This is a genomic window from Sphaerisporangium sp. NPDC051017 (assembly GCF_040683095.1).
Taxonomy (GTDB): Bacteria; Actinomycetota; Actinomycetes; order Streptosporangiales; family Streptosporangiaceae; genus Sphaerisporangium.
Window position 1 is genome coordinate 73,796 of record NZ_JBFBCI010000010.1, and the last position, 15,295, is coordinate 89,090.

The following is a 15,295-nucleotide window of genomic DNA, read 5'->3' on the forward strand; positions in this document are numbered from 1 at the left end:
GGAACCTCCTGTCAGGCCTCCTCGGCGTCGGCGGGACGCAAGGAGGCGAAGCCGTCCGGCAAAGCGGCGTACGCGGCGAGAATACCCGCGACGGCCGGTGCGTTGTGGATCATTCCGGTCAGTGCCCGGTGGACCGCGTCCGCCAGCGGCACCCAGACGACCGGCATGTCGACCTCCTCGTGCATGCGGACGAACCCGTTCTCCTCCTCGGGGATCTCCTCCAGGTCACGGGCGAGGAAGACGCGGATGCGCTCGTCGCTGCAACCGGGCGAGGTGTAGATGTCGATCAGGGTGTGCCAGTTCTTGGCGCGGTAGCCGGCCTCCTCGGCCAGCTCCCGGGCGGCGCAGTCGACCAGCGGCTCGCCCTGGACGTCGCGGATGCCCGCCGGCAGCTCCCACAGCAGCCGCCGGGCGGGGTGGCGGTACTGCCGCAGCAGCAGCACCCGGTCCTGCTCGTCCAGGGCGACCACGGCCACCGAGCCGGGGTGCACGATGTAGTCGCGGTCGGCGATCTGGTCTCCGGGCATGCGCACCCGGTCGGTGCGCACGGTGATCACCCGTGCCCTGAAGTGCTCCGTGCCCTCGACGACCTCCCACGACGCCGGGACGTCCCGGACGTCCTCGGCGGTGGGTCGCGAGGTCTCGCCGTCCACTGCGCTCACGCTGCCATCCCCCATGATCGAGTTCCGCCGTCGATGGTGCCCCGGTTTCCCGCCGGGGCGTGGCCGCCGCTCACGCCGTACGGCCGACCTTGGTGACCCTCTCGCGCACGTCGGCGTACGTCAAAGCCGCCTCGATCAGGCCGCGGAACAGCGGGTGCGGGCGGGTCGGGCGCGAGCGGAACTCCGGGTGCGCCTGGGTGCCCACGAAGAACGGGTGCGTCTCCGCGTCCAGCTCGGCGTACTCGACCAGGCGGCCGTCGGGCGACAGCCCCGAGAAGACCATCCCGACCCGCTCCAACGGCTCCCGGTAGGCGTTGCCGACCTCGTAGCGGTGCCGGTGGCGCTCGTCGGCGACGGCCGTGCCGTACAGGCCGCGGACGATCGACCCCTCCGCCAGCCTGGCCGGGTACAGGCCGAGCCGCATGGTGCCGCCCATGTCACGCTCACCGGCGACGACGTCCTGCTGGTCGGCCATCGTGGAGATCACCGGGTGCGGGGTCTCCGGGTCGAACTCGGCGCTGTTGGCGCCCTCGATGCCCGCGAGGTTGCGGGCCGCCTCGATGACCATGCACTGCATGCCCAGACACAGGCCGAGCAGCGGGATCAGCCGCTCGCGGGCGTGCCGGATCGCCCCGACCTTGCCCTCGATGCCGCGCACGCCGAACCCTCCGGGGATCAGCACCCCGTCCACGCCGTCCAGCTCGCGCGCGGCGCCCTCGGGGGTCTCGCAGTCGTCGCTCTGGACCCAGCGGATGTTGACCCGCGCGTCGCACGCGAACCCGCCCGCCCGCAGCGCCTCGGTCACCGACAGGTAAGCGTCCGGCAGGTCGATGTACTTGCCGACCAGCGCGACCGTGACCTCCTTGGCCGGGCGGTGGACCCGGCGCAGGAGCTGGTCCCACTCGTGCCAGTCGACGTCGCGGAAGGGCAGGCCGAGACGGCGGATGACATAGGCGTCCAGGCCCTCGGAGTGGAGCACCTTGGGGATGTCGTAGATGCTCGGCGCGTCCACGGCCGACACCACCGCGTCCTCGTCCACGTCGCACATCAGGCTGATCTTGCGCTTGAGCGAGGTGGTGATGGGACGGTCGGAGCGGCAGACGATCGCGTCGGGCTGGATGCCGATGCTGCGCAGCGCCGCGACGGAGTGCTGGGTGGGCTTGGTCTTCAGCTCGCCGCTCGGCCCGATGTACGGCAGGAGCGAGACGTGCAGGAAGAAGACGTTGTCGCGGCCGACCTCGTGGCGGACCTGGCGCACGGCCTCCAGGAACGGCAGCGACTCGATGTCGCCGACGGTGCCGCCGACCTCGGTGATCACCACGTCGACGTCGGGGCCGGCCATGCCGCGGATACGGTCCTTGATCTCGTTGGTGATGTGGGGGATCACCTGGACGGTGTCGCCGAGGTACTCGCCGCGGCGCTCCTTGGCGATGACGTTCGAGTACACCTGGCCGGTGGTGACGTTGGCCGAGCCGTGCAGCTCGGTGTCGAGGAATCGCTCGTAGTGGCCTACGTCGAGGTCGGTCTCGGCGCCGTCGTCTGTGACGAACACCTCACCGTGCTGGAACGGGTTCATCGTTCCGGGGTCGACGTTGAGGTAGGGATCCAGCTTCTGCATGGTGACCCGCAGGCCGCGAAGCTTCAGCAGACGCCCCAGACTCGAGGCCGTGAGCCCTTTGCCGAGACTGGAGGCGACGCCTCCCGTGACGAACAGATGCTTGGTGTTTGCGGCGCTGCGCAAGGAGGTTCTCCCGTGGGTCCGTTGTAGGCGTGGCCGTCCGACGGGCGACCGCGTGTCCACGGGCTCTCAGAATATCAAAGCGCGCTTGCGAAGTGCCCGAACATCACCCGGGCGTCCGTTCCCAGCATGCTAACCAAGCGGTAACTTTTCCGGTTATGTCACCCCGTGATGCTGTACGCCGGATCTTCGGCGGTCTCGTCCACCGCGCGTGGGCCGCCGTACGGGTCTCCGGCACGATCACCCCCAGCACCCCCGCCGGGTATCGGTTCCGCCGGCTCGGCGAGGGCGCGTGCATCTCCTTTCCCCCCGGGGCGATCTTCGGCGAGGCGTGGATCGAGATCGGCGACCACACGCTGATCGGCGAGCGCGTCTCCATCTCGGCGGGCATGGGTCCGGGCGTCGACCTCGGCCCGGACTCGATCGTCCGCATCGGCGGCGGCTGCTCGATCGGGCGGGGCAGCCACATCGTCGGCCACCACTCCATCGACATCGGCGACGACGTCTTCGCCGGCCCGTACGTCTACATCACCGATCAGAACCACGTCTACGACGACCCCGACACGCCCATCGGACGGCAGTGGCCACGAAACAAGCCGGTGGCCATCGGGGCCGGCTCATGGCTCGGCACCGGCGCCATCATCCTGCCCGGCACGCGCATCGGACGGCAGTCGGTGGTCGCGGCCGGCGCCGTCGTGAACAGCGAGTTCCCCGACCACTGCGTCATCGCGGGCGTCCCCGCCAAGATCGTCCGCCGCCACACCCCCGACATGGGCTGGCGCCCCCCGCTGAAGACCGACCCCGGCCCCCTCAGAGCCCTCCGCCCCGGCGCCTGACCCCACCCGCACCCCCACGTCCCGAAACAGCGACAGAACCTCCCGAGTCCTCACCTGCGCACCCGCACCTTAGAGCTCAACACTTCACCCGGCACCTCTCTGAAGTGCGGAAGGACCGGTCCACGCTTCGGAGGAGCCTGCCCCTGTCAGCCCTCCCCGTTCCGGGCCCTTCTTCCCATGGACGACCGCCTTGCGGGCCTGCGCGGTTGATCGTGGGAACGTGGGGCATCTGATCCTTCGTTCTTTCCCTTGTCGGAGATCACGTCTGGTGGAGGGTGCGAATGCTGGCGGCGCTGACCGGCCTCGGTCTGTCGACGGCGGCGGGGCTCAACGCGTACATCCCGCTGCTCGTGGTCGGCCTGCTGGCCAACTTCACCGACGCGGTGCGCCTGCCGCACGACTACGCGTGGCTCACCAACGGCTGGGTGCTCGCGGTGATCGCCGTCCTGCTGCTGGCCGAGGTCGTGCTCGACAAGGTGCCCGTCGTGGACCACGTCAACGACATGATCCAGACGGCCGTGCGCCCCGCCGCGGGCGGCGTCGTCTTCAGCGCCACGCAGGCCACCTCGCAAATCGACCACTCGGCCTGGATGACGCAGAACCCCTGGGTGAGCTGGGTGATCGGCATCGGCGTGGCCCTCGCCGTCCACATCATGAAGGCCTCGGCCCGCCCCGTGGTGAACGTCTCGACCGCCGGAGTGGGCGCCCCCGTCGTCAGCACGATGGAGGACGCCGGCTCCCTCGGTATGAGCCTGGTCGCCGTCTTCTTCCCCGCCCTGGTGATCGTCGCCCTGATCCTCCTGGCGATCCCCGCCTTCTTCGCCATCCGAGCCCTCCGCCGCCGCAAAGCCCGCAGGGCCGCCCAACGCCTCAGGGGCATATCCCAACCTTCCTGACCTCCGGCATCCAGAACCCCGCATGGGCGCGGAACGTGCCATGATGACTCCCGTGCGTAGCGATGGTGCGATGAACGACGACGGTTCCGGCGGATGACCTTGACGTTTCCCGAGTGGTTCTATCCCGGACCACAGAACGGATGGACCGCCGAAATGCTCGACCGGCTCCCCCCGGACGCTCCGCGCCACGTCGAGCTCATCGACGGATCCCTCGTCCTGAGCCCTCCTCAGCCGCTGTTCCACATGGCCCTGACCAGCCTTCTCCTCGACAGAGGGTCGGGTATCCGGCCTCCCGAAGGCCTGGTGGCCATCGGAGGAATGTCGGTGACCCTCGGACCGAGACAGCGGCCCACACCCGACGTGCTGCTGGTGAAGAGCGACGCCTGCGCGACCTTTCCCGGACCTCCTACTCTCCGGACGAAGTGCACCTTGTCGTTGAGGTGGTCACCCCCGACTCCGAGGAACGCGATCGAAGCGCCAAGCCGATCAAGTACGCGAACGCCGGTATCAAGTTCTTCTGGCGCATCGAACTGGACGGTCGCGACGCCGTGGCCTACGCCTATGAGCTGGACCCCGCCATCAGGGCGTACGTCCCCACAGGCATCCACCGCGGTCACCTGCGCACCGACATCGGCTTCGTAGTGGACATCGACCTCGACCTACGCAAACCGACCGGCTGACCCTGCGCTTCGCGCGTTGTAGCGACGAACGCGCCCGCGCGCGGTCACCACGTGTGGCGTTCAGGCCGCGCGGTACGCGGGCGCGGGGCCGATCTCGTCGAACGTCCGCCTCGGCCATCTGTCGGCCCGCGCGGACTTCACGGTCGGCGCACACCGGAATCGGGGGCGGTGTCGTCGCATGGGATGATTGCGGCGCCATGTCAGCCATGATCCCGCTTCGCGCCCTCAGGGCGGCCGTCTTCGCGATGGTCTCGATCATGCTCGGCATCGGCGCGCACAGGTTCGCGGGGGGATCCGTCTCGGGGCTCGCGATGCTCGCCGCCTGGGGGACGTCCTTCCTGCCCGCATGGTTCCTCGCCGGGCGTGAGCGGACGCAGGTCGTGATCATCTCAGCGTTGGCCGTGACACAGGCGGCGCTGCACGTCCTGTTCTCCCTGGCGCACACCGTCGAACCCGTCCTGTCCCCCGATCACGGCCATGCCCACTCGGGGTTGATGCCCGGCTTCGGCATGCTGCTCATGCACGGATGGGCCGTCGCGCTCACGGCCCTGTGGCTGTCCCGCGGCGAGGCGGTCCTGTGGGCGCTGCTGCGGCGGCTCGCCGTCCGGCTGCTCGTCGTGTTCGCGGCTCCGCCCGACCCCGTCCACAGCGCGGTCGTCGTCCGTCCAGTCGAGCGGCGCATCGTCGTGCGCTCGGTTCTGCTCGGCCATGAGATGGGCCGGCGCGGCCCGCCTGGCGCTGTCCGTACCGCTTCCGCCTGAGCCTGCCAGATCCGGCGAGATCCTACCGATCTTTCCTGTTCCGGCCTGCTCCGGCGCGGTACTCACGATTCCTCTCACCCCGCCTGCCCGCGGGGTGCCGTCGGCGTGCGCGCCGGCCCGACATCGTGTCACAGCACCAGAAAGGCCTTTCATGTTCTCCCGTGCCATCGTCGTCATCGCCGGTCTGGTGGTCCTCGCCGCCTGCGGAACCGACCAGACCGCCTCCCCAGAGACGACGACGCCCGCCGTGGCCGCCTCCTCGACACCGGCCCCCTCCCCTTCGGCGACCGCGGCGCTCAGCATCACCGATCCCTGGGTGAAGACCGCCAAGAAGGGGATGAGCGCCGCGTTCGGCACCATCGTCAACAACACCGGCGCCGACATCACGGTCCTCTCCGGCGCGACGCCACTCTCCCCCAAGATCGAACTGCACGAGGTCGTCGAGTCCAAAGGCAAGATGGTCATGCAGCCGAAGAAGGGCGGGTTCGTCATCCCCGCGCACGGCACCCACGTCCTGGAGCCCGGCGGCGACCACATCATGCTCATGGACGTCGCAGAAGAGGTGAAGCCGGGCGCGGAGATCCCCTTCACCCTCACCCTCGCCGACGGCGGCACCTTCGCCTTCACCGCCATCGGCAAGGACTTCGCCGGCGGGAACGAGGACTACCAGGGCGGCATGGACATGGGCGGCGGCAATGGCTGACCAACCGGCCCGGATCACCCCCACGGCCGCGCTGACGCGACGTCGCCTGTTCACCGGAGGTGCCGCGATGGCGGCGGGCGCGGTCGCCGCAGGCACCACGTCCAGGGCGCACGCCGCCGAGGGCACCCCTGTCACCGACGGCACCGCCACCGAGCCGTTCCACGGCCCTCGGCAGGCCGGGATCTCCACCCTGCCCCAGGCGCACGCCGTCTTCGCCGGGTTCGACCTGCGGAAGGGAGTGGACCGGGACGGGATCTCGCGGCTGTTGCGGCTGCTCACCGACGACGCCCGGCGGCTCACCCAGGGCCGACCGGCGCTGGCGGACACCGAGCCGCACCTGGCGCTGCTGCCCGCGCGGCTGACCGTCACCTTCGGCTTCGGCCCCGGCCTGTACGGGGCGGCGAAAGTGGATGGAAAGCCCGCCACCTTGCCGACGTTCGTCGTCGACCGGCTGGAACCCCGGTGGAGCGGCGGCGACCTGCTCGTCCAGATCTGCGCGGACGATCCGCTGACCGTCGCGCACACCCTGCGGATGATCGTCAAGGACGCCCGCTCGTTCGCGACGGTCCGCTGGACCCAGCGGGGTTTCCGCCAGGCGGCGCACTCCCAGAAGCCGGGCCTGACCCAGCGCAACGTGATGGGCCAGCTCGACGGGACGGGCAACCCGGTCCCCGGCACACCGGAGTTCGAGAGAATCGTGTGGGCACCGGACGGCGGCACCACCCTCGTCCTCCGGCGGATCCGTACGAACCTCGAGAAGTGGGACGAGGCCGACACCGTCGCCAAGGAGTTCACCATCGGCCGCAAGCTCGCCGACGGCGCTCCGCTGACCGGGCGGCTCGAACACGACGAACCGGACTTCACGCGGCTCAGCCCAGCGGGATTCCCCGTCATCTCGGAGTACGCCCACATCCGCCGCGCCCGTCCCGAGGATCCGGCCGTACGCATCCTGCGCCGTGTCTACAACTACGACGAGGGCGTCACCCGGGACGGCGTGGCGGACTCCGGGCTGGTGTTCGCGTCTTTTCAGGCCGACGTCGCCCGCCAGTTCGTCCCGATCCAGCGCCGCCTGGCCGAGGCCGACCTGCTCAACGCCTGGGCGACGCCGATCGGCTCGGCCGTCTTCGTCATCCCGCCGGGATGCGGGCCGGACGGCTGGATCGGCGAGACCGTCCTGACCTGAGCCGGCGTCGATGGTCACACCGGCGAGGTGCCCCCGGGCACCTCGCCGGTCGGGGTCCGGGCGGCCGGCGGACGTTCCTGCTCACCGGCCTCCCGACGTACTGCGCGGACCCTCACCTCATCGCGTTGGAAGTTCCAAGGGCGTTCCCGAGGCTCACCACCCGTTCGGCCGTCCGCCTGGAGAGGGTGAGGGCCTCCGGCTCGGGCATGCCGCATCGCCGGGTATGAGGCCGCCACGACCAATTGGTCGGCTAAGCCCAGAACGATGACATACGCCGCCAGGCGCACGGGGCGGGCAGGAGCGGAGGGTACGGCCCGTCGTGGCGTACCCTCCGTCGTGCGATCCCGCGTAGGGCGGTGCGGGTCAGAGCAGGCCCGCCTGCTGCATCAGCTCGATCACCTTGGGCCCGTTGAGCGTGGACAGCTCGATGTCGGGCGGGCTGAGCTCGCCGAGCGGCTTGAGCTTGGGGTTGGTGGGCACCTCGGGGGAGATCGAGTACTCCAGCGCGTCGCTGTCCGCCAGCACCTGCTGGCCGTTCTTGCCGGTGAGGAACTTCACCAGGGCCTGCGCCTCGGCCGGGTGCTTGCTGGACTTGAGCACGCCCGCGCCGGAGACGCCCACGAACGCCCCGGCGTCCTTGGCCGGGAAGAAGTGCAGCTCGACGTTCTTGCTGTTGGTGCCGGCCTCGGCGCGGTCCTGGTACCAGTAGTAGTGGTAGATCACGGCCGCCTGGATCTCACCGGCGTTGACGGCCCGCATCGCCGCCCCGTTGCCCTGGTAGATCTTCGCGTTCGCCTTCAGTCCCTTGAGCCACTCGGCGGTCGCGGCCTCGCCCTTGACCGCGAGGACGGCGCTGACGATGGCCTGGAAGTCCGCGCCGCCCGCGGCGACGCCGAACCTGCCCTTCCACTTCGGATCGGCCAGATCCATGATCGACGCGGGCAGCTCGTCCTGCTTGAGCTGCTGGGAGTTGTAGGCGAACACCGTCGAGCGTGCCGCGAACCCGACCCAGTCGCCGGTCGAGGGGGCGTACTGCTTGCCGACCTGCGCCAGCGTCGCCGGGTCGACCTTGGCGAAGCCGCCCTTGCTCGCGACCAGCGTCATCGCCGGCGAGTTCTCGGTGACGAAGACGTCGGCCGGGGACGCCGAGCCCTCCTGGACGATCTGGTTGGCCATGTCGGGGTCCTCCCCGGACCGCATGTCCACCTTGATCCCGCTCTCCTTGGTGAACGCGTCCACCATGAGCTTCATCAGGTCCTCATGCTGGGCGTTGTAGAGCGTGATCGTGGCCTTCTCCGGGGAGGCGGGCGCACTCGCCGTGCTGGAGCCGTCCGTTCCTCCGCAGCCCGCCACGCCGAGCGTTGCGGCGAGTGCGACCAGCAGAGCCCGGCCAATCCTGCGCATTTCTGATCTCCTGATAAAAGTAAAGAAGAGGAACCTGGCCACGACTCCGACTACGGTGCCGTAGAAGTTAGCTGAGCCTAACCTAAGCAAGAATGGCGCGGCAAGCGTGCCCGTGGCCGGAAGGTCTTCGGCCGCAGCTCGCGGGCTTCGCCGCCTACGCCGGATTGCCGCTGGAGCGGTCAGCGAGGGAGCGCAGACCAGCCCTCTGGTGGCCGTGCCGGCCGCGGTGGCCCTTGTGGCCGGCCATGCCGGTGGGGATCGCGCTGCTCATCCTGGTCGCCATCTGGGGGCCGTACGACCTCGCCCTCGTCCTGGCCTACACCGTCCGGGGGACGCCCTGTTGACCCCCTGGACCGGACTGAGTGCCGCGGGTGGCCTCGCCTACGGGCCGAGATCGGCCTTGACGGCCGTCCGATCGGTTCCCGGGGTGGAGGCGGGGAGCAATCCGTGGTGGTGCAGGAGGGTGCGGGCGTGGGTGATGGCGGTGGGAGTGTCGGGGAAGACCAGACCGTCGCGGTGAAGGTGGTCGGCGATGCCGAGAGCGGCCAGCACCTGGGTGTGCCCGGGTTTGATGCCGGAGATCAGGACGGTGATGCCACGGCGTTCCATGCGGGTGATGGCGTCGCCGAGGATCTGGGCGCCGGTGGCGTCCAAGGTGGTGATCCGTGACATCCGCAAGATGACCACGCGGACGTCGGCGACTTCGGAGAGCTCCAGCAGGAAGCGGTGGGCGGCGGCGAAGAACAGCGGCCCGTCGAACCGGTAGGCGACGATGTGCTCGCTCAGCAGCCGCTGTTCCTCCGCGCTGTGGTCACCGGCCTCGAGCGGGACCTGCTCGAGCCGGGATGTCCGGGCGACCGCGCGGAGCGCGAGCACCACGGCCAGGCCGAGACCGGTGGCCACCGCGGTGATGAGGTCGAAAACGACGGTCACGATGAAGGTCAAGGCGAGCACTACGGCGTCGCCGCGCGTCGCGCGGGCCAGCGCGCGCAACGAGCCGACCTCGATCATGCGGACGGTGGTGGCCAGCAGCACCCCGGCGAGTGCCGCGAGCGGGATCCGGCCGACCAGGGGGCCGGCGGCGAGCACGATGCCGGCGAGGACGGCGGCGTGGGTGAGCGCGGCCAGCCGGGACCGGGCCCCGGCGCGCACGTTCACCGCGGTTCGGGCGATCGCGGCGGTCGCCGGCACGCCGCCCAGGATGGGCGTGGCGAGGTTGGCGATGCCCTGCCCGAACAGTTCCCGGTCGGGGTCGTGTTTCTCGCCGACGCTCATGCCGTCGGCGACGGTGGCGCACAACAGGCTCTCCAGCGCCGCCAGCGCGGCCACCGCCAGCGCGGACGGCAGAAGCGTTCCCACCATGCCGGGATCGAGGAAACCGAGCGAGGGGGCGGGCAGCCCGGCCGGCAGCGTCCCGATCCGGGCGACGTCGAGCGAGAACACCTGAGCGCCCAGCGTCGCGGCGGCGACCCCGAGCAGAGAGAACGGCACACCCGGGCGCAGCCGGGCGCCGACCAGCATCAAAGCGGCCACCGACAACGCCATGACGGGCGCGACCGGCGTCGGATCGGCCGCGAAGCGCGCGAAGGCCGAGGCCGCGACCTGCCACACCTTCTCACCGCCTCCGGCCGCCACGCCGAGCGCGGCGGGGACCTGCTGCAGCGCGATGACCACGGCGATTCCGGCCGTGAACCCCTCGATCACCGAGGTCGGCAGGAGCTGGGCGAAGCGCCCCACCCGCAGCGCGGCCAAGGCCAGTAACAGCAGCCCGGCCAGCAGCCCGACCATCAGCACGCCGTCGGTGCCGTAGGTGTGCACGATCGGGACGAGTACGACGGTCATCGCACCGGTCGGGCCGGACACCTGCAGGTTGCTGCCACCGAAGATGGCCGCGAGCGCGCCGGCGACGATGGCGGTCACCAAGCCGGCCTGCGCGCCGAGCCCGGAGGAGACCCCGAACGCCAGCGCCAGCGGCAACGCCACCACCGCGACGATCAGCCCCGCCACCAGGTCCCGGCCCGGTGAGCGGCGCGCGGCGGTCCAATCCGACCGTCCAGGCAGCAGGTCCGGCAGCCGCCGCACGACTTCCCGCGGCCTCACGTCGCCTGCTCCAGCTCGGCGAGCAGTTCATGCTGGTCGGCCAGCAACTCGGTGAGGATCCGGCGGGCCGCCCGCATCATCTCCGACACGTCCGCCCCGGCCAGCTCGTAGACGACGGTCGTCCCGTCCCGCCGAGCGGTGACCAGGCCCGCCCGTCGCAGCACCGCCAGCTGCTGTGACAGATTCGGCGCCTCCACGTCGATCGCGGCCAGCAGCTCCCGGACCTGCTTCGGTCCCTCACACAGCAGTTCCAGCACCCGGATGCGCAGCGGATGGCCGAGCGTTTTGAACAGCTCGGCCTTGGCCTGGTAGAGCGGGACCGGCATCACACGGCCCCGCCCTCGACGCCCTCGACGTTCTCGCCGGCGGGCTCGGCCGCCGGTTCAGGTGCCAAGACGACACCATGGGCGGCGGCCAGCCGTTCCAGTTCCTCCACCTCCGCGGCATGCGTCCGCACGCCGAAGTCATCGCCGTCCCGTTCCGCCGCGGCCGATGCCCGGCGCGCCGCCGCCAGCCGCTGCCGGAGGCTCTCCTCGAAGGCACTCATGCGCCCGCCTTCCCTTTCCGGTCGGGGCCCAGGTCCGCGTCCGCTTCGCTCACGCCATCGTCCGGCTCCGCGTGTGCGGCGGGCATCGCATCGACGCCCAGCTCCCGCCGCAGCGCTTCCAGATCACCGCCACCGCTGTACTTCAACGCACGGGCGACCTTCACCTGCTTGGCCTTGGCACGACCACGTCCCACCCGGCATCGCCTCCTCACCGACACGTCCACCGTGGTTGCGATTATAGAGAATTAAGAAAATCTGCAACCAGCACCCCCGCCTACCCGTAGCTCGCGGCCGATCGCCGCTGCGGATCCGGCAGAGCGCCACCGCGGCCGTGCCCTTCGCCGACACCCGGGACGTGGACCTCGTGACCCTGCTCTGTCGGCTTCGCCACGAGCTTCGACCCGATCAGGCCGGTCCCGCCGACTGTCACGATCTTCATGATGAGCCTTCCCGCCCGCCGGGGCGCTTGGCCGCCCTCGGCCGCCGGCTAAGACAGGACGGCCCTCCGGCCTGTGACAGGCCCGGCGAAATCACTCCCCCGACCTGCCTGAACGGGGTACTCGCCACGGACAGCCAGACGCGACAGCCCGTCGTGGTCACCGACCAGCCAGCCGTACCCGGCCGGATCCGCAAGCGCGGTATGCCGCAGCGGCGCCCAGGGCCGCACCACCCGGCACTCCGACGCGCCGACCCACCCCTGAAACCGCCGCAACCTCAACCGCATGCCCACCATCCCATGCGAATGGCCGCATCACTGCCGATCTCCGTGGAAATCCGGAAATAACCCCTTAGGGTGGCTCGGTGAGTAGTCCAGACACCCGCGGCCTGCGCGAGCGTATTGTCCACTACCGCGCGAGCAGGACGCTGACGCGTGAGCAGGCGGCGGCCCGGGTCTCCGCTTACGTGTACGGCAACATCATCCTCTTCGCCGCCATCGTGCCGATGACGGCGAAGGACGCGGCGCATGGCCACGCGCTGCAGGTGGTGTCCGGGGTGGCGGTCTCGACGTTCCTTGCGCACGTGTTCGCCGAACTGATCGGCCACAACGCCCGCACCGACGAGGGGCTCACGCGCGCCATGATACGGCACGAGCTGCGCGACGCGGGGCCGATCGCGACGACGGCCGTCGTCCCGTGCCTGCTCATGGCCGCCGCCTGGGCGCACTGGCTGCCCGGTATGGCGGCGATCGGCACCTCCGACGTCTACCTGCTGCTGCGCCTGGCTCTCATCGGGCTCGTCGTGGAGAGACTGCGCTCTGACCGCGCCTCGATGCGCACGCTCCTTGCCGGACTGGCGCTGGCCGCGGTGGCCGCCGCGATCGCCCTGCTGAAGGTGGCCCTGGGCCACTGAGACCGAGCCCCCATGTGTCAGCGATCTTGATAGCCCGCGGCCATGCCTCGGGTGTGGCCGACCTGGGCGGCCGTGACGGCCTCACTCGGCCAGGGCACGGCGCAGGGCGAAGCAGAGCCCGGCGATCTGCCGTTGAGAGATCTCGGCGGACAGGAGCGCCTGCGACCCGTGGAAGGCTGCTGGGCGGTCCTGGGCTCGAACCAGTGAGCCCTCGCTTTCTAAGGCGAGTGCTCGCTGGCCGGAGCCGGGCTTGGTGGATTTCAGTGGACGCCGGCTTCGCGCATGTCTCTGAGTTCGCGCTTCAGTTCCTTGATCTCGTCGCGGAGGCGGGCGGCCACCTCGAACTGCAGGTCGGCGGCGGCCGTGTGCATCTGTTCGGTCAGGGACTGGACCAGGGACTCGAGCTGGGCACGGGGCATCTCGCCCGCGATGGTCTTGGCGTGCTGGCCGACCTGGCGGGCGGGGGCCATGCCGGCGACGGGGGCCTTGCCGCGGCTCTGCTGGCGGCCCGCGCCGAGCAGGCGGTCGGTGTCGACGTCCTCGCGGGCGAGCGAGTCGAGGATGTCGGCGATCTTCTTGCGCAGCGGCTTGGGATCGATCCCGTTGGCCTCGTTGTAGGCGATCTGCTTGGCCCTGCGCCGGTTGGTCTCGTCGATCGCGCGCTCCATGGACGGGGTGACGCGGTCGGCGTACATGTGGACCTGGCCCGAGACGTTGCGGGCGGCGCGTCCGATCGTCTGGATCAGCGAGGTCTCGCTGCGCAGGAAGCCTTCCTTGTCGGCGTCGAGGATGGCGACCAGGGAGACCTCGGGCAGGTCGAGGCCCTCGCGGAGCAGGTTGATGCCCACCAGGACGTCGAACTCGCCCATGCGCAGCTCGCGGAGCAGCTCGATGCGGCGCAGCGTGTCGACCTCGCTGTGGAGGTAGCGGACGCGGATGCCGAGCTCCAGCAGGTAGTCGGTGAGATCTTCGGCCATCTTCTTGGTGAGGGTGGTGACCAGGACGCGCTCGTCCCTGTCGGCGCGCTCGCGGATCTCGTGGACCAGGTCGTCGATCTGGCCCTTGGTCTGCTTGACGACGACCTCGGGGTCGACCAGGCCGGTCGGGCGGATGACCTGCTCGACGACCTCGCCCTTGCTGCGGCCGAGCTCGTACGGCCCCGGCGTCGCCGACAGGTAGACGGTCTGGCCGATGCGGCCGAGGAACTCCTCCCACTTGAGCGGCCGGTTGTCCATCGCCGAGGGCAGGCGGAAGCCGTGGTCGACGAGGGTGCGCTTGCGTGAGGCGTCGCCTTCGTACATCGCGCCGATCTGCGGCACGGTCTGGTGGGACTCGTCGAGGACGAGCAGGAAGTCCTCGGGGAAGTAGTCGATCAGGGTGTTCGGCGCGGAGCCGGCCTCGCGGCCGTCGATGTGCCGCGAGTAGTTCTCGATACCGGAGCAGGTGCCGACCTGGCGCATCATCTCGATGTCGTAGGTGGTGCGCATGCGCAGCCGCTGGGCCTCCAGCAGCTTGCCCTGCTTCTCCATGGTGGCGAGCGTGGCGGCGAGTTCGGTCTCGATGTCGCGGATCGCGCGCTCCATGCGCTCGGGGCCGGCGACGTAGTGGGAGGCCGGGAAGATGTACAGCTCCTGGTCCTCGGTGATGACCTCGCCTGTGAGGGGGTGGAGCGTGGAGAGCTTCTCGATCTCGTCGCCGAACATCTCGATGCGCACGGCGAGCTCTTCGTACTGCGGGATGACCTCGATCGTGTCACCGCGCACGCGGAAGGTGCCGCGGGTGAACGACAGGTCGTTGCGCGCGTACTGCATGTCGACCAGGCGGCGCAGCAGCCGGTCGCGCTCGACCTCCTGCCCGACCTTGAGCCGGACCATGCGGTCGACGTACTCCTGCGGCGTGCCGAGGCCGTAGATGCACGACACCGAGGCGACCACGACGGTGTCGCGGCGCGTCAGCAGCGAGTTGGTCGCCGAGTGGCGCAGCCGGTCGACCTCGTCGTTGATCGAGGAGTCCTTCTCGATGTAGGTGTCGGTCTGCGGGACGTACGCCTCCGGCTGGTAGTAGTCGTAGTAGGAGACGAAGTATTCGACCGCGTTGTTGGGCAGCATCTCGCGCAGCTCGTTGGCGAACTGGGCCGCGAGCGTCTTGTTGGGCTGCATCACCAGGGCGGGCCGCTGCAGCCGCTCGATCAGCCACGCCACCGTCGCCGTCTTGCCGGTGCCCGTGGCGCCGAGCAGGACGTTGTCCCTCTCTCCGCCCTTGACGCGGCGCTCCAGCTCGGCGATGGCCGTCGGCTGGTCACCGGAGGGGGTCATGTCGGTGACGACCTCGAAGGGCGCCACCCTGCGCTGCAAATCTGTTACCGGCCTCACACCTCCATAACCTACGCCGAGCCACCGACATTTCCGGGGTGCTCGCCGGACCGTCCCGGCCGG

The 15,295-nt window shown here is 70.1% G+C and carries 16 protein-coding genes; 8 read left to right on the plus strand and 8 right to left on the minus strand.

What is annotated here, in order from left to right:
* Positions 1–11 precede the first annotated feature (11 nt).
* Together AB0M95_RS11745 and AB0M95_RS11750 are read right to left on the minus strand one after the other, a co-directional pair.
* Positions 12–653, minus strand: coding sequence for an NUDIX hydrolase (locus AB0M95_RS11745; RefSeq protein WP_358514242.1), 642 nt, complete (start codon positions 651–653; stop codon positions 12–14).
* Positions 654–732: 79 nt separating this feature from the next.
* A complete protein-coding gene (locus AB0M95_RS11750; protein ID WP_358513977.1) occupies positions 733–2,403 on the minus strand; it encodes a CTP synthase in 1,671 nt (556 codons plus the stop codon).
* Positions 2,404–2,558: 155 nt separating this feature from the next.
* Here AB0M95_RS11750 and AB0M95_RS11755 point away from each other — a divergent pair, with 155 nt between their 5' ends.
* From AB0M95_RS11755 to AB0M95_RS11780, 6 genes are all read left to right on the plus strand, one after another.
* Positions 2,559–3,236: an acyltransferase gene (locus tag AB0M95_RS11755; RefSeq protein ID WP_363762347.1), complete on the plus strand. Its 678-nt coding sequence runs from the start codon at positions 2,559–2,561 to the stop codon at positions 3,234–3,236.
* 281 nt (positions 3,237–3,517) lie between these two features.
* The gene (locus AB0M95_RS11760; RefSeq protein WP_363762349.1) at positions 3,518–4,132 is read left to right on the plus strand and encodes a DUF4126 domain-containing protein; all 615 of its coding nucleotides are present in this window, start codon (positions 3,518–3,520) and stop codon (positions 4,130–4,132) included.
* 422 nt (positions 4,133–4,554) lie between these two features.
* Positions 4,555–4,812, plus strand: coding sequence for a Uma2 family endonuclease (locus AB0M95_RS11765; RefSeq protein ID WP_363762352.1), 258 nt, complete (start codon positions 4,555–4,557; stop codon positions 4,810–4,812).
* A gap of 206 nt (positions 4,813–5,018) precedes the next feature.
* Positions 5,019–5,573, plus strand: coding sequence for an MFS transporter (locus tag AB0M95_RS11770; protein WP_363762355.1), 555 nt, complete (start codon positions 5,019–5,021; stop codon positions 5,571–5,573).
* Positions 5,574–5,724: 151 nt separating this feature from the next.
* Complete coding sequence (locus AB0M95_RS11775; RefSeq protein WP_363762358.1) at positions 5,725–6,276, plus strand: copper chaperone PCu(A)C; 552 nt, start codon at positions 5,725–5,727, stop codon at positions 6,274–6,276.
* Positions 6,269–7,459 (plus strand): Dyp-type peroxidase, encoded by a 1,191-nt coding sequence (locus tag AB0M95_RS11780; RefSeq protein WP_363762360.1) that lies wholly within the window; start codon positions 6,269–6,271, stop codon positions 7,457–7,459. Before AB0M95_RS11775 ends, AB0M95_RS11780 begins: the two co-directional genes overlap by 8 nt.
* 363 nt (positions 7,460–7,822) lie before the next feature.
* Here the strand turns inward: AB0M95_RS11780 and AB0M95_RS11785 are convergent, their stop codons facing one another.
* The 5 genes from AB0M95_RS11785 to AB0M95_RS11805 form a co-directional block, all read right to left on the minus strand.
* Positions 7,823–8,863, minus strand: a complete 1,041-nt coding sequence (locus tag AB0M95_RS11785) for an iron ABC transporter substrate-binding protein (RefSeq protein ID WP_363762363.1) — start codon at positions 8,861–8,863, stop codon at positions 7,823–7,825.
* A 381-nt stretch (positions 8,864–9,244) separates the two neighbouring features.
* Complete coding sequence (locus AB0M95_RS11790) at positions 9,245–10,963, minus strand: SulP family inorganic anion transporter (protein ID WP_363762366.1); 1,719 nt, start codon at positions 10,961–10,963, stop codon at positions 9,245–9,247.
* The gene (locus AB0M95_RS11795; RefSeq protein WP_358513961.1) at positions 10,960–11,289 is read right to left on the minus strand and encodes a metalloregulator ArsR/SmtB family transcription factor; all 330 of its coding nucleotides are present in this window, start codon (positions 11,287–11,289) and stop codon (positions 10,960–10,962) included. Before AB0M95_RS11795 ends, AB0M95_RS11790 begins: the two co-directional genes overlap by 4 nt.
* Positions 11,289–11,510: a hypothetical protein gene (locus tag AB0M95_RS11800; protein ID WP_363762369.1), complete on the minus strand. Its 222-nt coding sequence runs from the start codon at positions 11,508–11,510 to the stop codon at positions 11,289–11,291. The genes AB0M95_RS11795 and AB0M95_RS11800 overlap by 1 nt, the downstream gene beginning before the upstream one ends.
* Positions 11,507–11,704: a DUF3073 family protein gene (locus AB0M95_RS11805; protein ID WP_363762568.1), complete on the minus strand. Its 198-nt coding sequence runs from the start codon at positions 11,702–11,704 to the stop codon at positions 11,507–11,509. Before AB0M95_RS11805 ends, AB0M95_RS11800 begins: the two co-directional genes overlap by 4 nt.
* A gap of 607 nt (positions 11,705–12,311) precedes the next feature.
* Between AB0M95_RS11805 and AB0M95_RS11810 the strand changes: the two genes are divergently transcribed.
* On the plus strand, positions 12,312–12,860 hold the full coding sequence (locus AB0M95_RS11810; protein ID WP_363762372.1) for a hypothetical protein: 549 nt from the start codon (positions 12,312–12,314) through the stop codon (positions 12,858–12,860).
* A 42-nt stretch (positions 12,861–12,902) separates the two neighbouring features.
* Positions 12,903–13,067 carry a hypothetical protein gene (locus AB0M95_RS11815; RefSeq protein WP_363762374.1) on the plus strand — a complete coding sequence of 55 codons (165 nt, stop codon included), beginning with the start codon at positions 12,903–12,905 and terminating at the stop codon, positions 13,065–13,067.
* A 53-nt stretch (positions 13,068–13,120) separates the two neighbouring features.
* On the opposite strand, the gene uvrB is transcribed toward AB0M95_RS11815, so the two are convergent.
* A complete protein-coding gene (gene uvrB, locus AB0M95_RS11820; RefSeq protein WP_363762377.1) occupies positions 13,121–15,232 on the minus strand; it encodes an excinuclease ABC subunit UvrB in 2,112 nt (703 codons plus the stop codon).
* Positions 15,233–15,295: the final 63 nt, after the last annotated feature.